Origin of the sequence: Nostocoides sp. F2B08 (assembly GCF_009184895.1) — a bacterium.
Taxonomy (GTDB): Bacteria; Actinomycetota; Actinomycetes; order Actinomycetales; family Dermatophilaceae; genus F2B08.
In genome coordinates this window covers 42,034-64,980 of record NZ_WESE01000007.1, presented here as the reverse complement: position 1 = coordinate 64,980, position 22,947 = coordinate 42,034, and the positions used below count along the sequence as shown (strand labels likewise).

At 69.6% G+C, this 22,947-nt stretch carries 20 protein-coding genes; 7 read left to right on the top strand and 13 right to left on the bottom strand.

What is annotated here, in order from left to right:
- Positions 1–14 precede the first annotated feature (14 nt).
- Together GA707_RS15070 and GA707_RS15065 are read left to right on the top strand one after the other, a co-directional pair.
- Entirely contained in the window at positions 15–1,499 is a 1,485-nt protein-coding gene (locus GA707_RS15070; RefSeq protein ID WP_152179269.1) for a hypothetical protein, read from the top strand.
- Entirely contained in the window at positions 1,496–2,638 is a 1,143-nt protein-coding gene (locus GA707_RS15065) for a hypothetical protein (protein ID WP_152179268.1), read from the top strand. The genes GA707_RS15070 and GA707_RS15065 overlap by 4 nt, the downstream gene beginning before the upstream one ends.
- Positions 2,639–2,677: 39 nt before the next feature.
- On the opposite strand, the gene prcA is transcribed toward GA707_RS15065, so the two are convergent.
- Genes prcA through dop form a run of 4 tightly spaced genes read right to left on the bottom strand, consistent with a single transcriptional unit; the run spans position 2,678 to position 6,089 of the window.
- Positions 2,678–3,535, bottom strand: a complete 858-nt coding sequence (gene prcA / locus GA707_RS15060; protein WP_152179267.1) for a proteasome subunit alpha — start codon at positions 3,533–3,535, stop codon at positions 2,678–2,680.
- Positions 3,532–4,341: a proteasome subunit beta gene (gene prcB / locus GA707_RS15055; protein ID WP_226963834.1), complete on the bottom strand. Its 810-nt coding sequence runs from the start codon at positions 4,339–4,341 to the stop codon at positions 3,532–3,534. The genes prcA and prcB overlap by 4 nt, the downstream gene beginning before the upstream one ends.
- Entirely contained in the window at positions 4,338–4,538 is a 201-nt protein-coding gene (locus tag GA707_RS15050) for a ubiquitin-like protein Pup (RefSeq protein WP_152179266.1), read from the bottom strand. Before GA707_RS15050 ends, prcB begins: the two co-directional genes overlap by 4 nt.
- 9 nt (positions 4,539–4,547) lie before the next feature.
- On the bottom strand, positions 4,548–6,089 hold the full coding sequence (gene dop / locus GA707_RS15045) for a depupylase/deamidase Dop (protein ID WP_152179265.1): 1,542 nt from the start codon (positions 6,087–6,089) through the stop codon (positions 4,548–4,550).
- A 141-nt stretch (positions 6,090–6,230) separates the two neighbouring features.
- On the opposite strand from dop, the gene GA707_RS15040 reads away from it, so the two are divergent.
- Positions 6,231–7,214 (top strand): alpha/beta hydrolase, encoded by a 984-nt coding sequence (locus tag GA707_RS15040; RefSeq protein ID WP_226963833.1) that lies wholly within the window; start codon positions 6,231–6,233, stop codon positions 7,212–7,214.
- Between the two features lie 10 nt (positions 7,215–7,224).
- Positions 7,225–8,214 (top strand): ribose-phosphate pyrophosphokinase, encoded by a 990-nt coding sequence (locus GA707_RS15035; RefSeq protein ID WP_152179264.1) that lies wholly within the window; start codon positions 7,225–7,227, stop codon positions 8,212–8,214.
- A gap of 39 nt (positions 8,215–8,253) precedes the next feature.
- Here the strand turns inward: GA707_RS15035 and arc are convergent, their stop codons facing one another.
- From arc to GA707_RS15020, 3 genes are all read right to left on the bottom strand, one after another.
- Positions 8,254–9,909, bottom strand: coding sequence for a proteasome ATPase (gene arc, locus GA707_RS15030; RefSeq protein ID WP_152179263.1), 1,656 nt, complete (start codon positions 9,907–9,909; stop codon positions 8,254–8,256).
- Positions 9,910–9,994: 85 nt separating this feature from the next.
- Positions 9,995–11,035 (bottom strand): tRNA (adenine-N1)-methyltransferase, encoded by a 1,041-nt coding sequence (locus GA707_RS15025; protein ID WP_370460048.1) that lies wholly within the window; start codon positions 11,033–11,035, stop codon positions 9,995–9,997.
- A 10-nt stretch (positions 11,036–11,045) separates the two neighbouring features.
- Positions 11,046–12,161: a site-2 protease family protein gene (locus GA707_RS15020; RefSeq protein WP_152179261.1), complete on the bottom strand. Its 1,116-nt coding sequence runs from the start codon at positions 12,159–12,161 to the stop codon at positions 11,046–11,048.
- A gap of 116 nt (positions 12,162–12,277) precedes the next feature.
- Between GA707_RS15020 and metH the strand changes: the two genes are divergently transcribed.
- Together metH and GA707_RS15010 are read left to right on the top strand one after the other, a co-directional pair.
- A complete protein-coding gene (gene metH / locus GA707_RS15015) occupies positions 12,278–15,925 on the top strand; it encodes a methionine synthase (RefSeq protein WP_255425094.1) in 3,648 nt (1,215 codons plus the stop codon).
- Positions 15,926–15,957: 32 nt separating this feature from the next.
- Complete coding sequence (locus tag GA707_RS15010; RefSeq protein WP_152179259.1) at positions 15,958–16,818, top strand: PD-(D/E)XK nuclease family protein; 861 nt, start codon at positions 15,958–15,960, stop codon at positions 16,816–16,818.
- Here the strand turns inward: GA707_RS15010 and GA707_RS15005 are convergent.
- Positions 16,808–17,494: an HAD family phosphatase gene (locus GA707_RS15005; RefSeq protein WP_226963831.1), complete on the bottom strand. Its 687-nt coding sequence runs from the start codon at positions 17,492–17,494 to the stop codon at positions 16,808–16,810. The two genes, GA707_RS15010 and GA707_RS15005, sit on opposite strands and share 11 nt — an antisense overlap.
- A 29-nt stretch (positions 17,495–17,523) precedes the next feature.
- Between GA707_RS15005 and GA707_RS15000 the strand changes: the two genes are divergently transcribed.
- Positions 17,524–18,399: a PAC2 family protein gene (locus GA707_RS15000; protein ID WP_152179257.1), complete on the top strand. Its 876-nt coding sequence runs from the start codon at positions 17,524–17,526 to the stop codon at positions 18,397–18,399.
- Between the two features lie 53 nt (positions 18,400–18,452).
- Here GA707_RS15000 and mshC read toward each other — a convergent pair whose 3' ends face one another.
- From mshC to GA707_RS14975, 5 genes are read right to left on the bottom strand one after another with little or no spacing between them, the layout of a single operon-like run.
- Entirely contained in the window at positions 18,453–19,703 is a 1,251-nt protein-coding gene (gene mshC / locus GA707_RS14995) for a cysteine--1-D-myo-inosityl 2-amino-2-deoxy-alpha-D-glucopyranoside ligase (protein ID WP_152179256.1), read from the bottom strand.
- Positions 19,704–19,728: 25 nt separating this feature from the next.
- Positions 19,729–20,556 (bottom strand): SCO1664 family protein, encoded by an 828-nt coding sequence (locus tag GA707_RS14990; protein ID WP_226963830.1) that lies wholly within the window; start codon positions 20,554–20,556, stop codon positions 19,729–19,731.
- Complete coding sequence (locus GA707_RS14985; protein ID WP_152179255.1) at positions 20,553–21,065, bottom strand: DUF3090 family protein; 513 nt, start codon at positions 21,063–21,065, stop codon at positions 20,553–20,555. Before GA707_RS14985 ends, GA707_RS14990 begins: the two co-directional genes overlap by 4 nt.
- Positions 21,066–21,115: 50 nt before the next feature.
- Positions 21,116–21,826: a histidine phosphatase family protein gene (locus GA707_RS14980; protein ID WP_152179254.1), complete on the bottom strand. Its 711-nt coding sequence runs from the start codon at positions 21,824–21,826 to the stop codon at positions 21,116–21,118.
- Entirely contained in the window at positions 21,823–22,938 is a 1,116-nt protein-coding gene (locus GA707_RS14975; protein WP_152179253.1) for an LLM class F420-dependent oxidoreductase, read from the bottom strand. Before GA707_RS14975 ends, GA707_RS14980 begins: the two co-directional genes overlap by 4 nt.
- Positions 22,939–22,947 lie beyond the last annotated feature (9 nt).

Genomic DNA, 22,947 nt, shown 5'->3' with positions numbered 1-22,947 from the left:
GCGACGATGGGGCCATGTCCGAGACCGTGACCCCGCAGAGCGACGGCACCGCTCGGCACACGGCCTCGATCCTCGAACGAGCGCAGGCCTACGCCGACGCCACGCGGGCAGAGGCGGAGCGCGTCCTGGCCGAGGCCCGGACGGCTGCGCAACGACTCCGGTCCGAGGCACAGGCACTCCACGACGACGCCGACCGGATGCGTGCCGAGATCGAGCCGAGACACCGGCGGGCGACCGAGGTCGTCGAACGCGCCGAGTCCGACGCCCGGGAGCTGTTGTCGGCGGCGGCTGCCCAGGCTGCGGCGATCACGACGCGCGCGACCGAGCAGGCCGACATCGCCCTCGCCGAGGCACTCGAGCAGGCCCGGGCACGGGCCGCATCGGCCGCCGAGGATGCCGCCCGGATTCGCGCTCAGGCAGAGACGGAGCTGGCCGAAGGCAGAGCTCGTCTGGCCGCTGAGACAGCCGAGCGAGACGCCGCCAACGAGGCGTGGGTGCGCGATGCGGCCGACCGACTGGCCAGGTCCGAGGCCGAACACGAGGATCGTCTCCAGAACAGGCTCGCGGCCGCTGATGCGGAGGCCGCCCACATGAGGGCTGCTGCGGAGGAGGAGTCCGCCGAGCTGCGGGCCCAGGCCGAGCGGGTCGTCGAACAGGCCCGCGAGCACGCAACAGGGATCCGGGAGGTCGCCCGTCAGGACATCGAGGCTCAGCGGGCCACGGCGGACGAGGACGTGGCCAAACTCCTGCAGGAGGCTCGCGAGCATCTCGACTGGAGCCACGCCACCGCCGAGTCGATGCTCGCTCAGGCGCGGCATCAGTCGGAGTCCGAGCGCAGACAGGCGCACCAGGCCCTCACAAGGCACGTCCGCGCGCGCCGGCGAGCCCTGGCCGACATCCTCGGCCGCGCGCGGCACAAGGTGACGACCCAGGTACGCGACGCGACCGCTGAGAGCGATCGCGTGCGGGGTCTGGCCACTGCCGTCCTCGCATCCGCCGAGCAGGCAGCGGCCCGCACCGTGAGCCGGGCCGAGGAGGAGGCCGGCCGGACCCTGACCGCAGCACGGGAGGAGGCGGCGGAGATCGTGGAGCGGGCCGAGCGGCGACTGGCTGAGGCTCGCGAGGGCGCCGAGCTGCTCCGAGAGAGCACGACCGCCGAGTTGGAGCGGCTCCATCGGGAGAGTCTCGAACGTCACCGGCACCAGCGGGCAGAGCTGGTCGCGCTCACGGACGAAGCGCGCGCCGACGCGGACCGCGTCCGACAGGAGGCCGCCGAGATGCTCGAGCGGGCCCGAACGGAGGTCGACGCCCTCGCGCGCCGGAGGTCGGACATCACGACCCAGCTCGGAGCGCTCTCGGGCGTCATCGATGCCTTGGCGGTCCCGGGGTCCGGGGCCGACCAGCCGAACGCCGGCGCCGGCGCCGGACCGGACCCCGCGGGCACGCCGCACCAGCCCACCCAGACCACCAGCACCGACCCCGGACGAGAAGGACGATGATGACCCAGGAGAACGGCTTCCGCACGGTCCTGCGCGGATACGACCCCACCGAGGTGGACCGCCGCATCCAGGAGTGGCGCCAGGCTCTGGAGGAGGCCCGGAGCGAGGCAGCCGACCGGACCGTGGAGGTCTCTCAGCTGCAGGCCTCCCACGAGCGGCTCGGCGACGAGATCCGGGCCCACAAGGCCCGGATCGCTGCGCTCGAGGATGAGACGAAGAAGGTGGGCTCCCCGACCTTCGAGGCCCTCGGTGAGCGGATCGGCGCAATGCTGTCGCTGGCCGATGAGGAGGCCACGGCGTTGCGTGAGTCAGCGGACAGCGACGCGCTCCTGCTCCGGGACGGCGCCAAGCGCGAGGCCGAGGAGGTTCGCGTCGCGGCCGAGGAGTATGCCGCGGAGACTCGGTCGGCCGCCGACACCGAGGCGGTGCGCATCGTCGAGAAGGCCCGTCAGCAGGCCGACTCGATCCTCGATGACGCAGCCCGTGAAGCCGCGGCCCGACGGGAGGAGGCCGAGGCCTTATTCGAGAACCAACGTGCCCGGGCCTCCGCCGCGGCGGCCGACTTCGAGGCGACGCTCGGTGAGCGCCGAGAGAAGGCGAGCGCTGAGTTCGCGACCCTCATGGAGGAGCAGCAGCGCACACTCGACGAGGCACAGGCCCGCTCGGCGAGCCTGGTCGCCGACGCGGAAGCGGATCGGCGGCGGGCCCGCGAGGAGTCCGAAGGGCTCCTCGCCCACGCCCGATCGGAGGCCGAGGAGCTTCTGGCGGCTGCCCGTGACCAGGCTGATCGGATCCGTCGCGACTCGGAGCGTGAGCTCGCCGCCGTCACGGCCCAGCGCGACGCCATCACCGCCCAGCTCGGCAACGTGCGCACCATGCTGGCGACCGTCGGCGGCGGCTCCGTTCTCGGAGGCTCGCTCATGGCCGCGGCGATGGACGACGGTGGGCAGCAGCCAGCCGATGACGCCGGCGAGGAGGCCACCGCCGCCGACGACGCCGAGACCCACGCCGAGACCCCTGCGCAGATGGATGTGCCCGGAGAGCCCAGTCTCGACGAGCCCTCGGGAGAAGGTCGCGGTGAGGGGAACGGCGAGCAGTCCGATGACGACCGCGCGGACGGCCCTGACGCAGCCGAGTAGATCACGGCAGCGATCATCGCCGCGGCGGTCAGCCCGACGTCAGCGGTCGGTATCCCCCTCGGGCGGGTCCCCGGACTCGTGTGGCTCCGCGCGCTCGCGTTGTGTCTGCGGGTTCGTGGACTCATGACGGGCCGATTCTCCGCTCGAGCCCGTGTCACGATCATGGGGCCCGGGTCGGACCTCGTCCAGACGCTCGTCGGATCCGGCGAGCAGGTGCTCCAGGGGCGTGCCGACGATCCTGCGGAACGTTCGCCTCGGGCGTCCTCTGTCCAGGACCGCGACCTCCAGCTGGTCCCCGTCCAACTGGCGCGTCTCCCCCGTCACGGCGTCGCCCCCGAGCACGCTCACGGCCAGGGTCAGTGCCTGGGCGAGCGTGAGGTCGGGGGTGTACCGCTCGGTGAGGGCGGCCTCGATGGGCTCGGTGGCACCGCCCATCGCCACGAAACCGTGCTCGTCGGCGACGGATCCGTCGTATGTCAGCCGGTAGATCTGGTCGCTCCGCGGCGACTCCCCCACCTCGGCCACCACGATCTCGACCTCGTAGGGCTTGGACTCCTGGGTGAAGACCGTCCCGAGGGTCTGGGCATAGGCGTTGGCCAGTCCTCGCGCGCTGACGTCGCTGCGGTCGTAGGAGTAGCCGCGCAGGTCGGCGTACCGGATGCCCGCGACACGAAGGTTCTCGAACTCGTTGTACTTGCCGACGGCCGCGAAACCGATGCGGTCGTAGATCTCGGAGATCTTGTGCAGCGCCCGCGAGTGGTTCTCCGCGACGAACAGGATGCCGGTGTCATAGCTGAGGACGATGACGGAACGTCCCCGTGCGATGCCCTTGCGAGCGAAGTCCGCCCGGTCCTTCATCAGCTGCTCGGGCGAGACGTAGAACGGCATCTGGGTCATCGGGCACCTCCTGGGTTGCCGGAGCGTGCCTCGACGACCGCCCGCACGATGTCGCCGACCCGGTCGCCGGGAACGAAGTGTGCGCCGTCGACGTCGACGGTGGCGATCGTCGGCCAGATCCGGCGCGAGACGTCCGGGCCACCGGTCGCGGAGTCATCGTCCGCCGCGTCGTAGAGCGCCTCGACCGCGATGCGGATCGCTCCGTCCCGATCAAGGCCCGGACGCCAGAGCTTCTTCAACGCGCCACGGGCGAAGAGTGACCCGGAGCCGACGCAGTGGTGGTCGCGCTCCTCGTAGCAGCCGCCGGTCACGTCGTAGGAGAAGATCCTCCCCAGACCGACCTCGGTGTCGAAACCGGCGAACATGGGGATGACCGCGAGGCCGCGCATCGCCATCGCGAGGTTGCCGCGGATCATCGACGCCAGCCGGTTCGCCTTGCCCTCGAGGGACATCAGGGTGCCCTCGATCTTCTCGTAGTGCTCGAGCTCGACCTGGAACAGCCGGACCAGCTCGATGGCCAGCCCGGCGGTGCCCGCGATACCGGCCACGGAGTACTCGTCGGTGACGAACACCTTCTCCATGTCCCGGTTCGCGATGAGGTTGCCCATCGTCGCCCGGCGGTCTCCGGCCATCACGACGCCGTCCGCGGAGACGAGCGCGACGATCGTCGTCGCGTGGGGTGCCTCGACGGAAGCCGGCGGCAGGGTGCGCCCGCTGGGGATCAGCGTCGGGTCATAGGAGGCAAGGAACTCGGTGAAGGACGAGCCCCCCGAGGTGTGGAAGGCCCGGTCCAACCGACCGGTCACTGGCCGCCCTTCTGCACGAATCCGCGGACGAACTCCTCGGCGTTGGACTCGAGGACGGTGTCGATCTCGTCCAGCACCGAGTCGATGTCGGAGTCGAGTGCGGCCTTCTCGGCCGTCGGAGCGGTCGGCACCGGCTCGGGAAGGTCGTCCGGCCCGTCGTCCTTGCGTTGCGGACGGGTCTGCTCTTGTCCAGCCATGGCACCAACCTATCCCGTGCCACCCCCGACGGACGCCGCGCCGAGCCGACGCAGCATCGTGCCCGCGTCGGGGCTGTCGTCCAGCAGTGCACCGACCGCCTCTCGGGTGCCGCGCAGCGGCTCCAGCATCGGCACCCGCTGGAGGGCCCGGCTGTCGGGGACGTCGAAGATGACCGAGTCCCAGGAGGCCGCGACGACACTGTCCGGGAACAGCGAGACGCACCGACCACGGAAGTATGCGCGGGTGTCCTCGGGGGGCATGGTCACCGCGGCGCGGACCTGTTCCTGCGGCACGAGCTCGTGGAAGCGCCCGGCTGCCGCCATCCGGTGGAAGATGCCCTTCTCCAGCCGCACGTCCGACCATTGGATGTCGATCGCCCTCAGCTGAGGCGACTCCCACGTCAGCGCGTCCCGGTCCCGGTAGCGCTCGAGGACCGCGAGCTTGCCGACCCAGTCGACGTACGGAGCCGCTGCGTCACGATCCGTCTCGAGCAGGTTCAGGACCCGCTCCCACCAGGTCATCACCTCGTCGGTGTCCTCGTCCGGCGTCCCGCCTCGCTCGTCGAGGTAGTCGCGCACCATCTCGAAGTAGGCCCAGAGAACCTCGACGGGACGGATGCGCTCGCCGGACATGAGTTCGACTGTGGACCGCAGGTCGACATCGCGTGAGACGGCATGCAGGGTCGGGACGGGTCCCCGGATCGCGAGGTCACGCGTGATGGCTCCCTCCTCGATCATGCCGAGCACGAGCGACGTCGTGCCCATCTTGAGGAGCTGCGCGACGTCGCAGTGGTTCGCGTCGCCGATGATCACGTGGAGCCGTCGGTACAGGTCTGCGACGGCGTGGGGCTCGTCGCGAGTGTTGATGATCGGTCGCTTCAACGTGGTCTCGAGGCCGACCTCGGCCTCGAAGAAGTCACTCCGCTGAGCGATCTGGTATCCGGGCGTGCGCGACTCCATGCCGATCCCGACCCGGCCGCTGCCGCACATCACCTGACGCACGACGAAGAACGGCGTCAGCTGGGCGATGATGCGCTGGAACGGCGTCTCCCTGCGCATGAGGTAGTTCTCGTGGGTGCCGTAGGAGGCGCCCTTGCCGTCGGTGTTGTTCTTGTACAGGTTGACCGGCACGCCCATGGCGGCCGGCAGGTTCCGCAGACGTTCGGCGGCCTCCCGCATGACCAGCTCGCCGGCGCGGTCCCAGGTGACCGCGGCTCGCGGGCTGGTGACCTCCGGGGAGCTGTACTCGGGATGGGCATGGTCGACGTATAGGCGGGCCCCGTTGCTCAGCACGACGTTGGCCATCGTCGGATCCTCGACATCGGTCAGCTGGCTGGGGTGTGCCGTCCCGCGCCCCATCTCCCAGCCCCGGGCATCGCGCAAGGGTGCCTCGTCCGCGTAGTCCCAGCCCGCCCTGGCCGCCGGAAGGCCCTGGTGTGACGCGTAGGCGTGAACCACGTGCCCCGAGAGCACCATCGGGTTGGCGCCGGGATCTCCCGGCACGGAGATCCCGTACTCGGTCTCGATCCCCATGACCCGCCTGACAGTCATCTCCCGCACCTCCCGCACGGGGAGCGGGAGAGAACGATCCCCATGACCCGCCTGACAGTCATCTCCCGCACCTCCCGCACGGGGAGCGGGAAAAAACGATCCCCATGACCCGTCGCGTCGTCATGATGGCAGCCTATGCGCATGGCACTCACACTCCGCGGGATGTCCCTGCGCACCGCTGTCATCGCCACCCTCGTGGACAAGTTCGCCCGCAAGCCCGTCTGGTCGATGACCGAGGACGACATCCGCGAAGCCCGCACGGCGGTCTATCCCAGGACACGGCTGCTGACCGGCATTCTCGGTGAGATCCGAACGGACGTCGGGATCGGCTACGCCACGGCGCCGGCGCGGGACGGCTACGAGATCCCGATCCGAACCTATCGCCCGCACGGTGCGCGCGGCCGGGGACCTCTTCCGGTCGTCATGTACTTCCACGGTGGCGGCTGGGTGTTCGGCAACGTCGTCAACTACGACTCCCTGTGCACCTACCTCTGCGACGAGCTCGACGCGCTCGTGCTGTCGGTCGACTACCGAATGGCGCCGGAGCATCCGGCGCCGGTTGCGGCTCACGACTGCATCGACGCCGCACGCTGGGTCGTCGGGAACGGCGCGCAGATCGGCGCGGACCCGACTCGTCTGGCTGTATGCGGTGACAGCGCCGGCGGAAACCTCGCCGCCGTCGCGGCCCAGTGTTTCCGGGACGACGGTCTCGACGCCATCCGGCACCAGGCGCTGATCTACCCGGTCACGGACCTGACGATGTCCTCGCCCTCGATCGTCGAACACGCCGATGCGCCCATCCTCACGAAGCGCTCGATGGACTGCTTCGCGGACCACTACGTCCCGGACGTGACCAAGCGGTGCGACCCTCTTGTCTCCCCGTTGTTCGGCGACCTCGAGGGCCTGCCATCGACGTTGGTCCAGACGGCCGATCTCGATCCGATCCGCGACGACGGGATCCGCTATGCGGAGGCTCTGCGTGCAGCCGGCGTCGAGGTGCGCCTGACGAACTACCTCGGCGTCCCCCACGGGTTCGCCTCGGTTCCGGGGGCCACCCTCATCGGTCGACAACACCGCGCCGAGATCGTCGCCGAGATGAGCCGCCACCTGGGTGCCCGCGTCTAGAGTGGACGACGTGCGAGACATCGTCGTGTTCTCCGGCTCGGCCCACCGGACCCTCGCCGACCGGATCTGCCGGGAGCTCGGCACCTCGGTCTCGGAGGCGACGATCACCCGTTTCTCCAACGACTGCCTGCAGACCCAGCTCCTCGCCAACTGCCGCCAGCGGGACGTCTACATCGTCCAGCCACTCGTGCCCCCGACACAGGACTCCCTGATGGAGCTGCTGCTCATGATCGACGCAGCCCGCGGGGCCTCGGCCGCCCAGATCACGGCGGTGATCCCCCACTACGCCTACGCGAGATCGGACAAGAAGGACGCCTCCCGGATCAGTCTCGGTGGGCGCCTCGTGGCGGACCTCATCTCGACCGCCGGCGCCGACCGGGTCCTCACCATGACGCTGCACGCACCTCAGGTCCACGGCTTCTTCAGCGTTCCGGTCGACCACCTGACGGCGCTGGGCGTGCTCGCCGACCATTTCCGCGGCACCGACCTGAGCGACTCGATCGTCGTCTCCCCCGACCTCGGCAACGCCAAGGACGCCACTCAGTTCTCCCGGCTCCTGGGTCTGCCCGTCGCCGCGGGCTCCAAGCGCCGACTCGCCGACGACCGGGTCGTGATCGACTCCATCGTCGGTGACGTCAGCGCGCGGCGCGCCATCATCCTCGATGACGAGATCGCGACGGGAGGGTCGATCATCGAGCTCCTCGACAAGCTCGCCGACGCCGGCTGCACCGAGGCCGCGGTCGCCTGCACGCACGGCCTGTTCGCGGGGCGGGCGGTCGAGCGGCTCCGTTCGCACCCGATGATCTCCCAGGTCGTCACGACCGACACGGTGCCCGCCCCGCGGGCGTGGCCGGAGCTGCAGGTCAGGTCGGTCGCCGGTCTCTTCGCCGAAGCCATCAGCCGGATTCACGCCGGCGAGTCGGTGAGCAGCCTGTTCGACGGTGTCGACCCCACCTACGCCCCGCCGCAGCGCTCGCTCTTCGACGCCGTCCACGCCTGACCCGGTGCCCTGCCTCGGGCCAGTGTGCGGGGCGGGCGTTCAGAGGTACTGTCCGGTCCCCTTCACCGAGTCGATGGCCCGACCGGGCTCGGAGCCGGACTTGCCGTTGATCAGCGTGCGGATGTAGACGATCCGCTCGCCCTTCTTGCCGGAGATACGCGCCCAGTCGTCGGGGTTGGTCGTGTTCGGGAGGTCCTCGTTCTCCTTGAACTCATCCACGCATGACGCGAGGAGGTGGTCGACGCGAAGACCCCGCTGCCCCGTCTCGAGGAAGTCCTTGATCGCCATCTTCTTCGCTCGGTCGACGATGTTCTGCATCATCGCGCCGGAGTTGAAGTCCTTGAAGTACAGGACCTCCTTGTCGCCGCCGGCGTAGGTGACCTCGAGGAAGCGGTTCTCGTCGATCTCGGAGTACATCCTGTCCACCACGGCATGGATCATCGCCTCGACCGTGGCCTCGACCGACCCGCCGTGCACAGCGAGGTCGTCCGCATGGAGCGGTAGCCCGGTGGTGAGGTACTTGCTGAAGATGTCCTTGGCGGCCTCGGCGTCCGGACGCTCGATCTTGATCTTCACATCGAGCCGTCCCGGACGCAGGATCGCCGGGTCGATCATGTCCTCACGGTTGGAGGCGCCGATGACGATGACGTTCTCGAGGCGCTCGACCCCGTCGATCTCGGAGAGCAGCTGGGGGACGATCGTCGTCTCGACATCGGAGGACACGCCGGACCCGCGCGTTCGGAACAGGCTGTCCATCTCGTCGAAGAACACGACCACTGGGGTGCCGTCCGAGGCCTTCTCGCGAGCCCGCTGGAAGATGAGCCGAATGTGGCGCTCCGTCTCGCCGACGTACTTGTTGAGCAGCTCGGGTCCCTTGATGTTGAGGAAGTAGGACTTGGTCAGCTCCTTGCCTTCCTTCTCCGCGACCTTGCGGGCCAACGATGCTGCGACCGCCTTGGCGATCATCGTCTTGCCGCATCCGGGCGGGCCGTAGAGGAGCACGCCCTTGGGCGGCTTGAGGTGGTGCTCGGTGAACAGGTCGGGGTGCAGGTAGGGCAGCTCGACGGCGTCCCGGATCGCACTGATCTGCCGCCCGAGACCTCCGATGTCCTCATAGGCGATGTCGGGCACCTCTTCGAGAACGAGCTCGGCGACCTCGATCTTCGGGATCTTCTCGTAGACCAGTCCTGACCGCGACTCCAGCATGAGCGAGTCGCCGGCTCGGATGGGAACCTCGACGAGCGACTCCGCCATCCGGCAGACGCGCTCCTCGTCCGCGTGCGCCACGATGAGGACCCGGCCGGTGTCGAGGACCTCCTTGACCGTGACGACCTCCCCCACCTGCTCGAAACCACGAACGGCGACGACGTTCATCGCCTCGTTGAGCATGACCTCACGTCCCACCCCGAGGTCGTCCACCTCGACGGTCGGACTCACGGCGACGTGCATCTTGCGACCGCCGGTGAGGATGTCCACCGTGTCGTCGTCGAAGGTCTCGAGGACCACGCCGTATGCGCTGGGCGGCTGCGCGAGCCGGTCCACCTCGGACTTGAGTGCCACGATCTGCTCGCGGGCGTCCCTTAGGGTGCGCACGAGGCGGTCGTTCTGCGACGACACCGTCGAGAGGTTCGACTGCAGCTGAGCGACCCGCGCCTCGAGGTCACGGGTGCGCTGGTAGCTCGGCGTCTCGCTCATGCTTCGACACTAACCCCGTGCAGGCGAGATGTCCCGCACCCGTGAAGAGGCAATCGCATGGTGGTCGCGTCAGTCCTCGAGCGGGTCAGGCGGTGGGCCCGTCCGTGATGGCACGTCGGAGCTTGCGGGCGCGCTTGGGCGACGTCTGGCGTTCCCCCAGCGACTCGGCCGACCAGGCGCCCTCGTCATCCCCGGCGCCATCGGCATCGTCGGCGGCGGCGAACCCGGCCGACGGACGACGCTTGCGCAGCGGCGGGGTCACGCCGGGCGCAAGCCGTCGGGTGGTGATGAGGAAGCCGGTGTGTCCGTGCATCCGGTGTTGAGGGCGAACGGCCAGTCCCTCCAGGTGCCACCCTCGGACCAAGGACTCCCAGGCCGAGGGCTCGGTGAAGCAGCCCAGGTCGCGCATGGCCTCGCCCACCCGGGACAACTGCGTCGTCGTCGCGACGTAGCAGAGGACGAGTCCACCGGGACGCAGTGCGTCGGCGACGACCTCCAGGCACTCCCACGGCGCGAGCATGTCGAGCACCACGCGGTCGACCGTCCCGGGATCGACGTGCCGCGGTAGCTCCTCCACCAGGTCACCCACGGTGACCGTCCATGCCGGGTGGTCGGCTCCGAAGAACGCGCGGGCGTTGGCGAGAGCGATCTCGGCGAAGTCCGCCCGCCGCTCGAAGGACAGCAGGCGACCGGTGTCCCCCACCGCGCGCAGCAGTGACATCGACAGGGCGCCGGAGCCGACACCGGCCTCCACCACGACGGCCCCGGGGAAGATGTCGCCCATGGTGACGATCTGCCCGGCGTCCTTGGGATAGACCACTGCCGCACCTCGCGGCATCGACATGACGTAGTCGGCCAGCAGCGGGCGCAGCGCGAGGTACTCCACGCCGGCCGTGTTGGTGACCGTGAAGCCATCCTGCGCACCGATGAGGTCGTCGTGCCGGAGGTATCCGCGATGAGTGTGGAACTGCTTGCCCGGCTCGAGCGTGATCGTGTGGAGGCGGCCCTTGGGATCGGTCAGCTGGATCCGCTCCCCTACCTGGAAGGGACCCCGGCGCAGGTGTTCGCCGGTCGCGGCACCCTGGTCGGCCGGGACGGGCACATCGGGACGGTCGCGCTTGGTCACGGGGTCGAACCTACTGGACGGCACGCACCGCATCTGCTTCGAACACGATCCCCCGCACCTGGCCCGCCTCGCGGACGAGGACCGCATCCTGACCGGACCGACCCATGGCGCGCAGGACGTCGCCGAGGTCGGGAGGCTCCGAGAAGTCGACGACCCATCCCGGCGATCGGCTGACCGCAACGGCGGAGGCGGGGACCCCTGGCCACTGGTCGCGGGGCACGGACTCGACGACATCGGCGCGCACGATTCCGGCGGGCCGGCCCTCGACGTCCGCCGTGACGTAGACCCGATCCGGACCGGCCCACCACGTCGAGATGGGTGCCGTCGCGGGCACGATGACCACGGGGCGCATGACCTGCGGGAGGGGCGTGGCCTCCACCCGTGCCCGAGTGCGCCCGACGAGGATCGACTGACTGGCTCCACGCCAGAGGAAACCCACGATCAGCACCACCCAGAACAGCGTGAAGAGCTCCGGCGGGCGTCCGTCGGCGAGGGGAAGCAGGATGAACCACGCCACGACGAAGAGCACCACGATCCGACCGCCCCACCCGGCCGCAACCGCCCCCCGGTTCGGGGATCCCGTGATCCGCCAGACGATGGCGAGGAGGATCTGTCCTCCGTCGAGCGGCATGCCCGGGAGCAGGTTGAAGAGAGCCAACAGGATGTTGACCTGGGCAATCGTCTGGGCCAGGTACGCCCACACCCCGGTGTCGAGGACCATCGCCACCGGCAGAGCCACTGCCGCGAGCACGAGGTTGCCGATCGGGCCGGCCAGAGCGGTCAACCCTTGCGACCATGGCGTCGTGCGACCGTCGAACGCCGTGTGGCCCCCCATGAGGTCGGCCACGATCCGCCGCACCTGGAACCCGAACGCCCGGGCGCTGACGGCGTGGGCGGCCTCGTGCACGAGCACCGAGAGCAGGAAGCCGAGCGCGACGAGCACACCGACCCCGTAGGCCCGCACGCCGAGATCCGGGCGCTGCGCCGCCACCGACGGGCCGACGATCGCCGTGACGATCGCCGCCAGGATGAGCCACGACCACCCGATGTAGACCGGGACCCCAGCCAGCGACCCGATCCGCAGACCCGAGACACGCTCGGTTCCGCCTCGCTCTGAGGGTGCCATATGGCAAGACTAAGCGGCGTTCAGGGCAGCGCTTGCCATACTTGGTGGTCGTGCCTGTGCTTCGCCCGGACGCCACGGCGTCCCTCACCGCCGCTCTACAGGAGCGTCTTCTCGTCATGGACGGCGCCACGGGGACCCTCGTCCAGGGGTTGGGCCTGGGTGAGGCCGACTACCGGGGGGCCCGCTTCGCCGACTGGCCAAGCGACCTCGAGGGCAACAACGACCTGCTGGTTCTCACCCAGCCGGACGCGGTTCTCGGGATCCACCGTGCCTATCTCGAGGTCGGGGCGGACCTCATCACGACCAATACGTTCAACGCCCAGCGCATCTCGCTCGCCGACTACGGGATGTCCGATCTCGCCTACGAGATGAACGTCGCCGCCGCCACACTCGCCCGGACCGCCGCGGACGAGGCCGTTGCCCAGGACCCGTCCCGCCCGCGCTACGTCCTCGGTGCCGTGGGGCCCACCAACCGGACGGCATCGATCAGTCCCGACGTTGCGGACCCCGGGGCCCGCAACGTGACCTTCGGTGAGCTCGCCGACGCCTATCTCGAGCAGGTCGGCGGACTGGTGGACGGCGGGAGCGACGTCCTCCTCGTGGAGACGGTCTTCGACACCCTCAACGCGAAGGCCGCCATCTTCGCCATCGAGACACTGTTCGAGCGGCACGGTCGACGGTGGCCCGTCATCATCTCGGGCACGATCACCGACGCCTCCGGCCGCACTCTCTCCGGCCAGGTGACGGAGGCCTTCTGGCACTCGATCCGCCACGCCCGACCCCTGGCCGTCGGCCTGAACTGCGCGCTCGGCGCTGCGGATCTGCGGCCTTACCTCGCCGATCTCGCCCGGGTCGCCGACACCTTCGTCAGCGCCCATCCGAACGCCGGTCTGCCCAATGCGTTCGGGGAGTACGACGAGACCCCCGAACAGATGGCGGCTGTCATGGGCGAGTTCGCGGACTCCGGGCTCGTGAACATCATCGGTGGGTGCTGCGGGACGACGCCGGAGCACATCGCCGCAATCGCCGACGCAGGCGGCTCCGCCGCTCCTCGGAAGATCCCGACCCTCCGGCCCGCCATGCGCCTGTCCGGCCTCGAGCCCGTGACCATCGACGAGAACTCCCTGTTCGTCAACATCGGTGAGCGCACGAACATCACCGGGTCGGCGCGGTTCCGGCGGCTCATCCAGTCCGACGACTACGACGCCGCCCTCTCGGTGGCCCGCCAGCAGGTCGAGAACGGCGCACAGGTCATCGACGTCAACATGGACGAGGGAATGATCGACGGGGTCGCCGCGATGCGTCGGTTCCTCACCCTCGCCGCCAGTGAGCCGGACATCAGCCGGGTGCCCGTGATGATCGACTCCTCCGCATGGGACGTCATCGAGGCGGGCCTGCAGTGCGTGCAGGGCAAGCCGATCGTCAACTCGATCTCGATGAAGGAGGGCCTGCGCCCGTTCGTCGAACAGGCCCGGCTCTGCCGCAAGTACGGGGCCGCGGTGGTCGTCATGGCCTTCGACGAAGACGGCCAGGCCGACACGCTGGAGCGACGGATCGAGGTCGTGAGCACGGCATACCGGGTCCTCACCGAGGAGGTGGGCTTCCCGGCCGAGGACATCATCTTCGATCCCAACATCTTCGCCGTCGCGACTGGAATCGAGGAGCACGCCCGCTACGGGATCGACTTCATCGAGGCGACCCGGTGGATCAAACAGAACCTTCCGGCTGCGCTCGTCAGCGGCGGAGTGTCCAACGTGTCATTCTCGTTCCGCGGGAACAACCCCGTGCGCGAGGCGATCCACGCGGTCTTTCTCTACCACGCGGTCGCCGCGGGTCTCGACATGGGCATCGTCAATGCCGGCGCGCTCGTCACCTACGACGAGATCGACCCCGAGCTCCGGGACGCCATCGAGGACGTCATCCTCGCCCGACGCCCGGACGCGACCGAGCGGCTGGTCGAGATCGCCCCGCGGTTCAACAGCACCGGTGAGCAGGAGGAACCCGCCGATGCGGAGGAGTGGCGGTCGCTGCCGGTCGAGGAGCGGATCAGTCATGCCCTCGTCAAGGGGATCGATGCCTTCATCGAGGCCGACACCGAGGAGCTCAGGGCTCTGATCGCGGGGCGTGGCGGTGAGCCCATCGAGGTCATCGAGGGACCCCTCATGGCCGGGATGGGCGTGGTGGGGGACCTCTTCGGAGCGGGCCGGATGTTCCTGCCTCAGGTCGTCAAGAGCGCGCGCGTGATGAAACGAGCCGTCGCCTACCTGATTCCCTTCATCGAGGCCGGAGCGGCGGCCGGCTCGACCAAAGGAACGATCGTCATGGCGACGGTCAAGGGCGATGTCCACGACATCGGCAAGAACATCGTCGGTGTTGTTCTGCAGTGCAACAACTACGAGGTAATCGACCTCGGTGTCATGGTCCCCGTGCAGCGCATCCTGGAGGCGGCCCGCGAGCACGAGGCCGATGTCATCGGCCTCTCCGGGCTGATCACGCCGTCCTTGGACGAGATGGTTCGGGTGGCCGGTGAGCTCGAGCGCGAGGGCTGGCAGGTGCCGCTCCTCATCGGGGGCGCCACGACGTCGCGGGCGCACACGGCGGTGAAGATCGACGAGCGGTACTCCGCTCCGGTGGTGTGGGTCAAGGACGCGTCACGGTCGGTGCCGGTCGTCTCGTCACTCCTCTCCCCCACCCGACGGGACGAGTTCCTCTCGGGGATCCGCCGCGACTACGAGTCCATCCGGACGCGCCACGCGGCGAAGTCGACCGAGCGGCCACTGATCAGCCTGTCCGCCGCTCGGGCGAACGCACCGTCGATCGACTTCACCGCCACTCCGCCGGTTCGGCCCCGACGTCCCGGCCGGCACGTCATCGAGCGGCAGGATCTCGGGGTTCTTCGGGAGTACATCGACTGGGGCCCGTTCTTCCTGTCGTGGGAGATGAAGGGGCGGTTCCCGGACCTCCTGAGCAACCCGTCCTCGGGAGAAGCCGCCCGGCGCCTGTTCGACGACGCCCAGGAGATGCTCGACCGCATCATCGAGGAGGAGTGGCTGACGGCTGCTGCTGCCTTCGGCATCTTCCCCGCGGGCTCGGAGGGGGACGACATCCACGTCTTCGAGGACGACTCACGCCAGGCGGTGCGGCACACGTTGCACACACTTCGTCAGCAGGGGCGGCACCGCGATGGTGTCGCGAACAAGGCGAACGCAGACTACGTCGCCCCGGCCGGGTCCGGCATCGAGGACTGGGTGGGAGCCTTCGCCGTCACCGCGGGGCTCGGTGTCCAGGAGCGGGTCGCCCGGCTCAAGGCCGACCACGACGACTACTCGGCGATTCTCCTCGAGTCGCTCGCGGACCGCCTCGCCGAGGCGTTCGCCGAGTGGCTGCACGAACAGGTGCGTCGCGAGCACTGGGGGTATGCGCCGCACGAGTCACTCGCCAGCGAGGACCTGATCGCCGAGCGGTATGTCGGGATCCGACCCGCGCCCGGATACCCGTCGTGTCCGGACCACACCGAGAAGGAGACCCTCTGGGAGCTTCTCGATGTCGCGTCCGCCACGGGGATCACGCTGACGGAGTCGATGGCGATGTGGCCTGGTGCGTCGGTGTCGGGCTGGTACTTCAGCCATCCCGACGCCGGCTACTTCGTCGTCGGCCGACTCGGGCCGGACCAGGTGTCCGAGTATGCCGAACGCAAGGGCTGGGATCGGCGTACCGCGGAGCGGTGGCTTGCTCCGAACCTCGGGTACGACCCGGAGGACTGACCGCTGTCGGCCCGCGCGCATACCCTCGACACATGACCCCAGCCCTCTCCCCGAGCCGGGCGTCGGACTTCAAACAGTGCCCGCTGCTCTATCGGTTCCGGACGGTCGACCGGCTCGCCGAGCCCCCCAGCCCGGCGGCCGCCAGGGGAACTCTCGTCCACGCCGTCCTCGAAGAGCTGTTCGAGCTGCCGGCCCACGAACGGACACCGGAGCGTGCCGTCCAGCTCGTGGCACCGCGGTGGCGGGCCCTCGTCGAGCTCGAGCCCGCTCTCGCCGAGCTGCCCGCCGCGGAGGAGGACGGCGACAAGCGCTGGCTCGACCAGGCCGGCGCGCTCGTCCGCCGATGGTTCGAGCTCGAGGACCCCACCCGTCTCGAGCCGGCCGAGCGTGAGCTGTACGTCGAGGCGGACGTGGACGGGCTCGTGCTCCGCGGCTACATCGACCGCCTCGACGTCGCGCCGACCGGCGAGGTCAGGATCGTCGACTACAAGACCGGCCGTTGTCCTGACGAGCGATTCGAGGGCAAGGCGCTGTTCCAGCTGCGCTTCTACGCGCTCGTGCTCTGGCGACTGCGGGGCGCCGTCCCCGACCTGCTCCAGTTGGTCTACCTCGGCGACGGGAGGGTTCTGAGGTACTCCCCCGACGAGGCCGACCTCCTGGCCGTCGAGCGCAACATCAAGGCGGTGTGGGCGGCGATCGAGCGAGCGGCACGGACGGGAGACTGGCGTCCCAGGACCTCCACGCTCTGCAGGTGGTGTGACTTCCAGGAACTCTGCCCGGAGTTCGGCGGCACGCCCCCTCCTCTCCCGATCACCGCCGCCACTCTGGCGCTCGAGCCGAGCGTTGCAGGAGCGACCCCGTCCGATCGCGGGGCATGTGTGCCTACACCGTGACGAAGGACTCGGCCGCCCGACGCCGAAGCGCGCCGAGGTCCTCCACCGCCACATCCGAGAGGCTTCTGAGGGGGAGGGCGCCCGGCATGGCAGGGATGTCGACGATGTGGCGTACCGCAAGGGTGGGGACACCGGCGCTCGTCGCGGACCGGACCCCGGTCGGGGAGTCCTCGATCGCCAAGCAGTCGGCCGGATCGACGGACAGCTCCCGGGCGGCGTGCAGGTATGGCTCGGGGTGGGGTTTGCCGTGGGCCACGACATCCCCGGATGCGACGGCGTCAAAGGTCCCGGCCGGAAGCGCGTCCATGACCGGTTCGACGAGTCGGGTCCATGACATCGTCACCAGGGCCATCCGGATGCCCGCTGCCGAGCCGGCGAGCAGGAGCTCGCGGGCACCGGGCCGCCACGGGATGTGCCGCTCGACCCGGGCGACCACCGTGGCGAGGAGCGCATCGATGATCTCCTCGGGACCGAGTGTGATCGGTGAGTTGGCCCGGATGAACTCCGCGGACACATAAAGGTCCTGACCGACGAGCTGCCTGGCGAGCTGCTCCGACCAGCGGCCGCCGGCTTCCTCGACGAGGTTGTGCTCGGCCTCGATCCAGTACGGCTCGGTGTCGACGAGGGTGCCGTCCATGTCCCAGAGCAGGGCCGCGGGAGGTCGAGGTGCGAGCACGTGCCACAGCCTAGACATAAGGTGTCGGCATGATCGAACTCGATGACATCCCCGAGCTCGCCGACCCGATCGTCATCGCCGCCTTCGAGGGCTGGAACGACGCGGGCGAGGCTGCGACGGCCCTCATCGACCACCTGACCCTGATCTGGGAGGCCGAGCCGATCGCCGCGTTGGATCCCGAGGACTACTACGACTTCCAGGTCAACCGGCCACGCGTCATCGTCGATGACGGCCGGCGCCGGATCCACTGGCGCACGACCCGGATGCTCCTCGCACAGCGCACCACGCTCGGCCGGGACGTCATCCTCATCCAGGGGGTCGAGCCGTCGTTCCGGTGGCGCGCGTTCGTCATCGAGATCATGGACTTCGCCCACGCGATCGGGGCCAGCACGGTCATCACGCTCGGCGCCCTCATGGCGGACGTGGCGCACACGCGCCCCATTCCGGTGACTGCCACGTCGGACGACGAGGCGACCCTGCACCGGTATGACCTCGAGATCAGCCGGTACGAAGGACCGACGGGCATCGTCGGTGTGCTCGCGGATGCCGCCGGTCAGGGCGGCCTGGAGTCCATCTCGTGCTGGGCCGCGGTTCCGCACTACGCAGGACACACCCCATCGCCCAAGGCGACGCTTGCACTGTTGACCCGGCTGGAGGAGATCCTCGACGCCCCCATCGACCACCTCGACCTCGACGACGACGCCCGGGCCTGGGAGCGAGGGGTCAACGAGCTGGCCGAGGGTGACGACGAGGTCGCCGAATACGTCGGAGCCCTGGAGGAGGCCCAGGACACAGCCGACCTTCCCGAGGCCAGCGGCGAGGCGATCGCGCGCGAGTTCGAGCGCTTCCTGCGTCGACGCGGTGAGTCGGATCCCGGCTCAGCCGGCCTTGCTGGCGACAGCTGACCCCAGCGCGGAGCGTGTCTCCGAGGGCGGCACCTCCCGCGTGCGGGACCTCCTCACAGGCGCAGTCCCAGAAGGGCGTCCATTGCCCTGGACACCAAGCCCGGTCCGTCGTCGTGGTGCCCCCCAGCGGTCAGCGTCCGGTCGGCCCAGGCATCGAGTGCCTCGAGCGCGCTGGGGCCGTCCAGGTCGTCGGCCAGGGCGGCTCTGATCCGGTCGATCGTCCCCTGGGCATCCGGACCGGTGTTGACCGAGAGGGCTTCACGCCAGCGCGCGACGCGGGCCTCGGCGGCGCGCAGGAGGTCGTCCGTGTACTCCCATTCACGCCGGTAGTGCTGGCCGAGGATCAGGGCACGGATGACCATGGGGTCGACGCCGGACTCGCGCAGCGCCGAGACGAAGACGAGGTTGCCCTTCGACTTGCTCATCTTCTCGCCGTCGTAGGCAACGAGTGCCTGGTACAGGTGGTGGTCCGCGTAGGTCGGGGCGCCGGTGAGGGCGACCGACTGCAGCGCTGACATCTCATGGTGCGGGAAGACGAGATCGTGTCCCCCGATCTGGACGTCGAAGGGCGCTCCGAGGTGCTCGAGCGCCAACGCGGTGCACTCGATGTGCCATCCCGGACGACCCCGGCCAAGCCCATCGCCGCCATCCCACGCCGGTTCCCCGGACCGTTCCCCGCGCCACAGCAGCGGATCGATCGGATCGCGCTTGCCGGGGCGGTCGGGGTCACCGCCACGAGCATGGGAGAGGCCGACCATCGCCTCGTGGTCGAGCCCACTGAGGGCACCGGCCGGGGCAGAGACCATGGAGAGATCCAGGTAGACGTCACGGGCCCCCGAATCGTCGGTGAGGGCGTAGGTGAGACCACGGTCCACGAGGCTCCTGACGGCGGCCACGACCACCGACATCGACTCCACCACCCCGAGGTAGTGGGTGGGCGGGATGACGGCGAGGGCCGTCATGTCGTCGCGGAACAGCGTGATCGAGGCGGTGGCCAGGTCCTGCCAATCGACTCCGTCCCGGTCCGCACGCTCGAGCAGAGGATCGTCGATGTCGGTGATGTTCTGCACGGACAGGATCTCGTGACCGGCGTCGAGCAGTGTCCGGTGCAGCAGGTCGCCAGCGACGTAGGTGGCGGCGTGCCCGAGGTGGGTCGAGTCGTAGGGTGTCACCCCGCAGGCGTAGATCCGGGCGACCCGCCCTGGCCGCACAGGGCGCAGGCTGTCCGTTCTCTGGTCGTGCAAAAACAACTCTGCGCCGGTGCCCGGGACGGCGGGCACGAAAGGAGTGGGCCAGGAGATCACGGGAGGCAAGCCTAGTCGGCGCGCGTCACAGCGCCGGCCACGGAACAGCCGGCCAGTCCGGGCTCGGTCCCGGGAAGACCCGCTGTTCGAGCAGGGCGTCGGTCCGCTCGGCCAGCGCGGCGAGCTCGTCCTGGGTGAGATGCAGGGCGAGCTCGTCGCTGCGGGAGTCCTCCAGAGCGGACCGCAGCCGGTGGACGGGCTCGAGGTCGGCGTCCCCCAACGGCTGTCCCATGAATCCCCACAGCACCGTGCGCACCTTCGGCTCGACACCGAGGGAGACGCCATGGTCGACACCCCACACGTGGTCCGTCGCGGCGGACCGGATGAGATGGCTGCCCTTTCGGTCCGAGGTGTTGAGCACCAGGTCCAGGACTGCGACGCGACGGGTGGCCGGATCGGTCGTATGGACGAGGAGCACGGCCGAACCGTGCTGGTCACTGCCCTCGATGACGGCGGTCCAGCCGTCGGGGACCGAACCGGGGGCGATGATGTCGACGACGGACGAGCTCTCGCCGTCGACCCAGAGCTGAACCGACCCTGAACCCAACGGACCCTCCTCCCGCAGCACCGTGGGAGGCACGACGTGCCACCCGCCCAGCTCGGAGACCAGGTACGCGGCTCGCTCCCGGCCGGCGAGAGTGCCGTCTGGGTAGTCCCAGAGGGGTCTCTCGCGCGCCACCGGCTTGTAGATGGCGTGAAGTCGCCGCCTGTCCACCGACAGCGAGACGAGGAGAGCGGCGTTGCTCGAGACGAGGATGCGCCCCTCGACCATGAGGTCCTCGGACGCCAGGGCCCGCTCGACGACGTCGTCCGGAATCGGACGCTCGCCCTGCGGCTGGGCGGGTCGGCTCACTGGCGGCGGTAGCCGTTCGCGCGCGGGCAGATGTGGCCGGAGGCCTCGAGCGGCCCGCCGCAGAACGGGCACGGCGGTCGGCCGGCGGCGGCAACCGCGAGCGCGCGGCGCGCGAACGCCCTGGCATGCTGGGGGCTGAGCCACACCCGGATGCCCTGCGCCGCTTCGGCCTCGTCGGGGTCCTCGTCGTAGAGCTCCACCACGACCGCGCCGCGCTCGGCGTCCCAGAGGAGTCGGACGGTCGTGACGCGGAAGTCCTCCTCGATCGGCGCTTCGAGCGGGTCGTTGTCGGCGACCAGGGCGGCCGCGGTCTCACTCGCGGAGGCTCCGGCGACGCGGTCGAGGACGTCGTTGATCCGGTCCGCGAGGGTCGTCACGTGGAACTTCTCGATGGAGACGGCCGCGGATCGGCCCTCGGCGCGGACCTGGACGAAGAAGGTCCGCTCACCCGGGGGACCCACCGTGCCGACGACACACCTGGTCGGGGGGTCGAAGTCGATGGTCGGCATGGAGTCACCCTAACCGTCGCCCAACGCCCCGACGGCGTCGATCGGCACGTTCAGCCGTTGCCGCCACCTACGGTTCCTGCGTTGGCGGCGGGCTGGCCGGAGGAGGATGCGGCCTCGGCCAGACGCTGAATGACATCCTCGCGGACGTTCATGGCCCCCACGGCCGTCCGGTCACCCATCCGATGCACGACACTGACGGATGCAGGGTCGACGACGATACTCTGGAAGGCATCCAAAGCCAGCCCCATCGCCCTCGCGAGAAGTGCCTTGATGACGTCACCGTGCGAGACCAGCGCCCAGACCGCCTGCGCGCCGTAGGTCTCGCCGATGGTGTGATCCCACTCCTGCCAGGCCTCCCAGGCGCGATCGGTCATGGCCGTCATCGACTCCGAGGCATGCACCGGGTCAGCCGGGAAGGTCACGGAGCTCGGCGTCGACTGGATCGCGGACCAGAGCTCCTCCGACGCCAACTCCTTGAGCGGGCGTCCGGTCCAGGCGCCGTACCGGACTTCGACGATCCGTTCGTCGGGCTGGGCGTGCGGACGCCCTGGCTGGGCGGCGACGATCTCTCGAGCGGTCACCGCGCACCGTTGCAGCGGGCTGGTGACCACGAGCCGGACAGGAACGGCTGAAAGGGTCTCGGCGAGTCGACGAACCTGGGTGGTGCCCGCGTCGGTCAGGCGACTGTCCAGGTGACCGGCCAGGATCCCGTCGACGTTCGCCTCCGACTGTCCGTGGCGAATGAGGAGGCAGGTCGTCACCGGCGCGACCCCAGGACGAGTTCGGACATGATGCGGAGCAGTTCAGCGCCCTCCTCCAACGTTGTGGAGTAGGGCGCCACCGTCAAGGTCGTGACCCCGGCCGCGCGGTACCGCTCCAGGCGGTCGGCGATCCGCTCCCTGGGTCCCACGAGCGAGGTGGCGTCGAGGAACTCATCCGGGACGGCATCGGCCGCATCGCGGTGGCGGCCGGTGAGATAGAGGTCCTGAATGTGTGCCGCCTCATCCTCGAAACCCATCTCGCAGGCCAGGCGGTTGTAGAAGTTCTGCTCACGAGAGCCCATCCCGCCGATGTACAGCGCCGCGTAGGGCGCGATGCGGCGGAGCCCTTCGCGGACGTCGTCGACGACCGCGACCGGCACGGTGGGGACGACGTCGAAGCCGGACAGCGGGTCGTCGGTCGTACCCCGGCCGGCCGCACGGCGCCCACGTCGCAGTGCTTCCAGCTGCCTCTCGGACCGCTCCGGCGCGAAGAAGATCGCCAGCCACCCGTCGGCGATCTCCCCCGCGAGCTCGAGGTTCTTGGGGCCCACAGCGGCGAGATAGATCGGGATGTGCTCGCGGACCGGACTGATGGTGAGCTTGAGCGCCTTGCCCGGTCCGTTCGGAAGAGGCAGGGTGAAGTGGCGTCCGGCATAGGTGAGTCGCTCCCGCCGAAGCACCTGTCGGATGATGTCGACGTACTCGCGGGTCCGTCCGAGCGGATGCCGGAACGGGACGCCATGCCACCCTTCGCTGACCTGCGGCCCGGACACGCCGAGGCCGATCCGGACCCGACCGCCGGTGAGGGTGTCCAGTGTGGCCGCGGTCATGGCTGTCATGGCCGGTGTTCGCGCCGGGATCTGGAGGACGGCCGAGCCGACATCGATCGCTGTCGTCCGCGCACCGACCCACGACATGATCGTCGGGGCGTCCGACCCGTAGGCCTCTGCCACCCATGCGACGCGGTAGCCGAGGTGGTCGGCGAGCACGGCCGCCTGGATCATTGTCTCGAGGTCCGCGCGGGCGCGTGCGCCGGCGTCCGGTCCGGCAGCGCTGCGGACAGCGCTCTGGCCGCGCAGCCCGACATATCCGAGGTTGATCCCGAGTTCCATGAGGGCCCC

What these genes read in the sequence shown, in the direction of transcription:
- GA707_RS15070 (WP_152179269.1), top strand. Translation starts at nt 15, where the DNA reads ATGTCCGAGACCGTGACCCCGCAGAGCGACGGCACCGCTCGGCACACG.
- GA707_RS15065 (WP_152179268.1), top strand. Translation starts at nt 1,496, where the DNA reads ATGATGACCCAGGAGAACGGCTTCCGCACGGTCCTGCGCGGATACGAC.
- prcA (WP_152179267.1), bottom strand. Translation starts at nt 3,535, where the DNA reads ATGACCCAGATGCCGTTCTACGTCTCGCCCGAGCAGCTGATGAAGGAC.
- GA707_RS15050 (WP_152179266.1), bottom strand. Translation starts at nt 4,538, where the DNA reads ATGGCTGGACAAGAGCAGACCCGTCCGCAACGCAAGGACGACGGGCCG.
- dop (WP_152179265.1), bottom strand. Translation starts at nt 6,089, where the DNA reads ATGACTGTCAGGCGGGTCATGGGGATCGAGACCGAGTACGGGATCTCC.
- GA707_RS15040 (WP_226963833.1), top strand. Translation starts at nt 6,231, where the DNA reads ATGGCACTCACACTCCGCGGGATGTCCCTGCGCACCGCTGTCATCGCC.
- arc (WP_152179263.1), bottom strand. Translation starts at nt 9,909, where the DNA reads ATGAGCGAGACGCCGAGCTACCAGCGCACCCGTGACCTCGAGGCGCGG.
- GA707_RS15020 (WP_152179261.1), bottom strand. Translation starts at nt 12,161, where the DNA reads ATGGCACCCTCAGAGCGAGGCGGAACCGAGCGTGTCTCGGGTCTGCGG.
- metH (WP_255425094.1), top strand. Translation starts at nt 12,278, where the DNA reads ATGGACGGCGCCACGGGGACCCTCGTCCAGGGGTTGGGCCTGGGTGAG.
- GA707_RS15010 (WP_152179259.1), top strand. Translation starts at nt 15,958, where the DNA reads ATGACCCCAGCCCTCTCCCCGAGCCGGGCGTCGGACTTCAAACAGTGC.
- GA707_RS15000 (WP_152179257.1), top strand. Translation starts at nt 17,524, where the DNA reads ATGATCGAACTCGATGACATCCCCGAGCTCGCCGACCCGATCGTCATC.
- GA707_RS14985 (WP_152179255.1), bottom strand. Translation starts at nt 21,065, where the DNA reads ATGCCGACCATCGACTTCGACCCCCCGACCAGGTGTGTCGTCGGCACG.
- GA707_RS14975 (WP_152179253.1), bottom strand. Translation starts at nt 22,938, where the DNA reads ATGGAACTCGGGATCAACCTCGGATATGTCGGGCTGCGCGGCCAGAGC.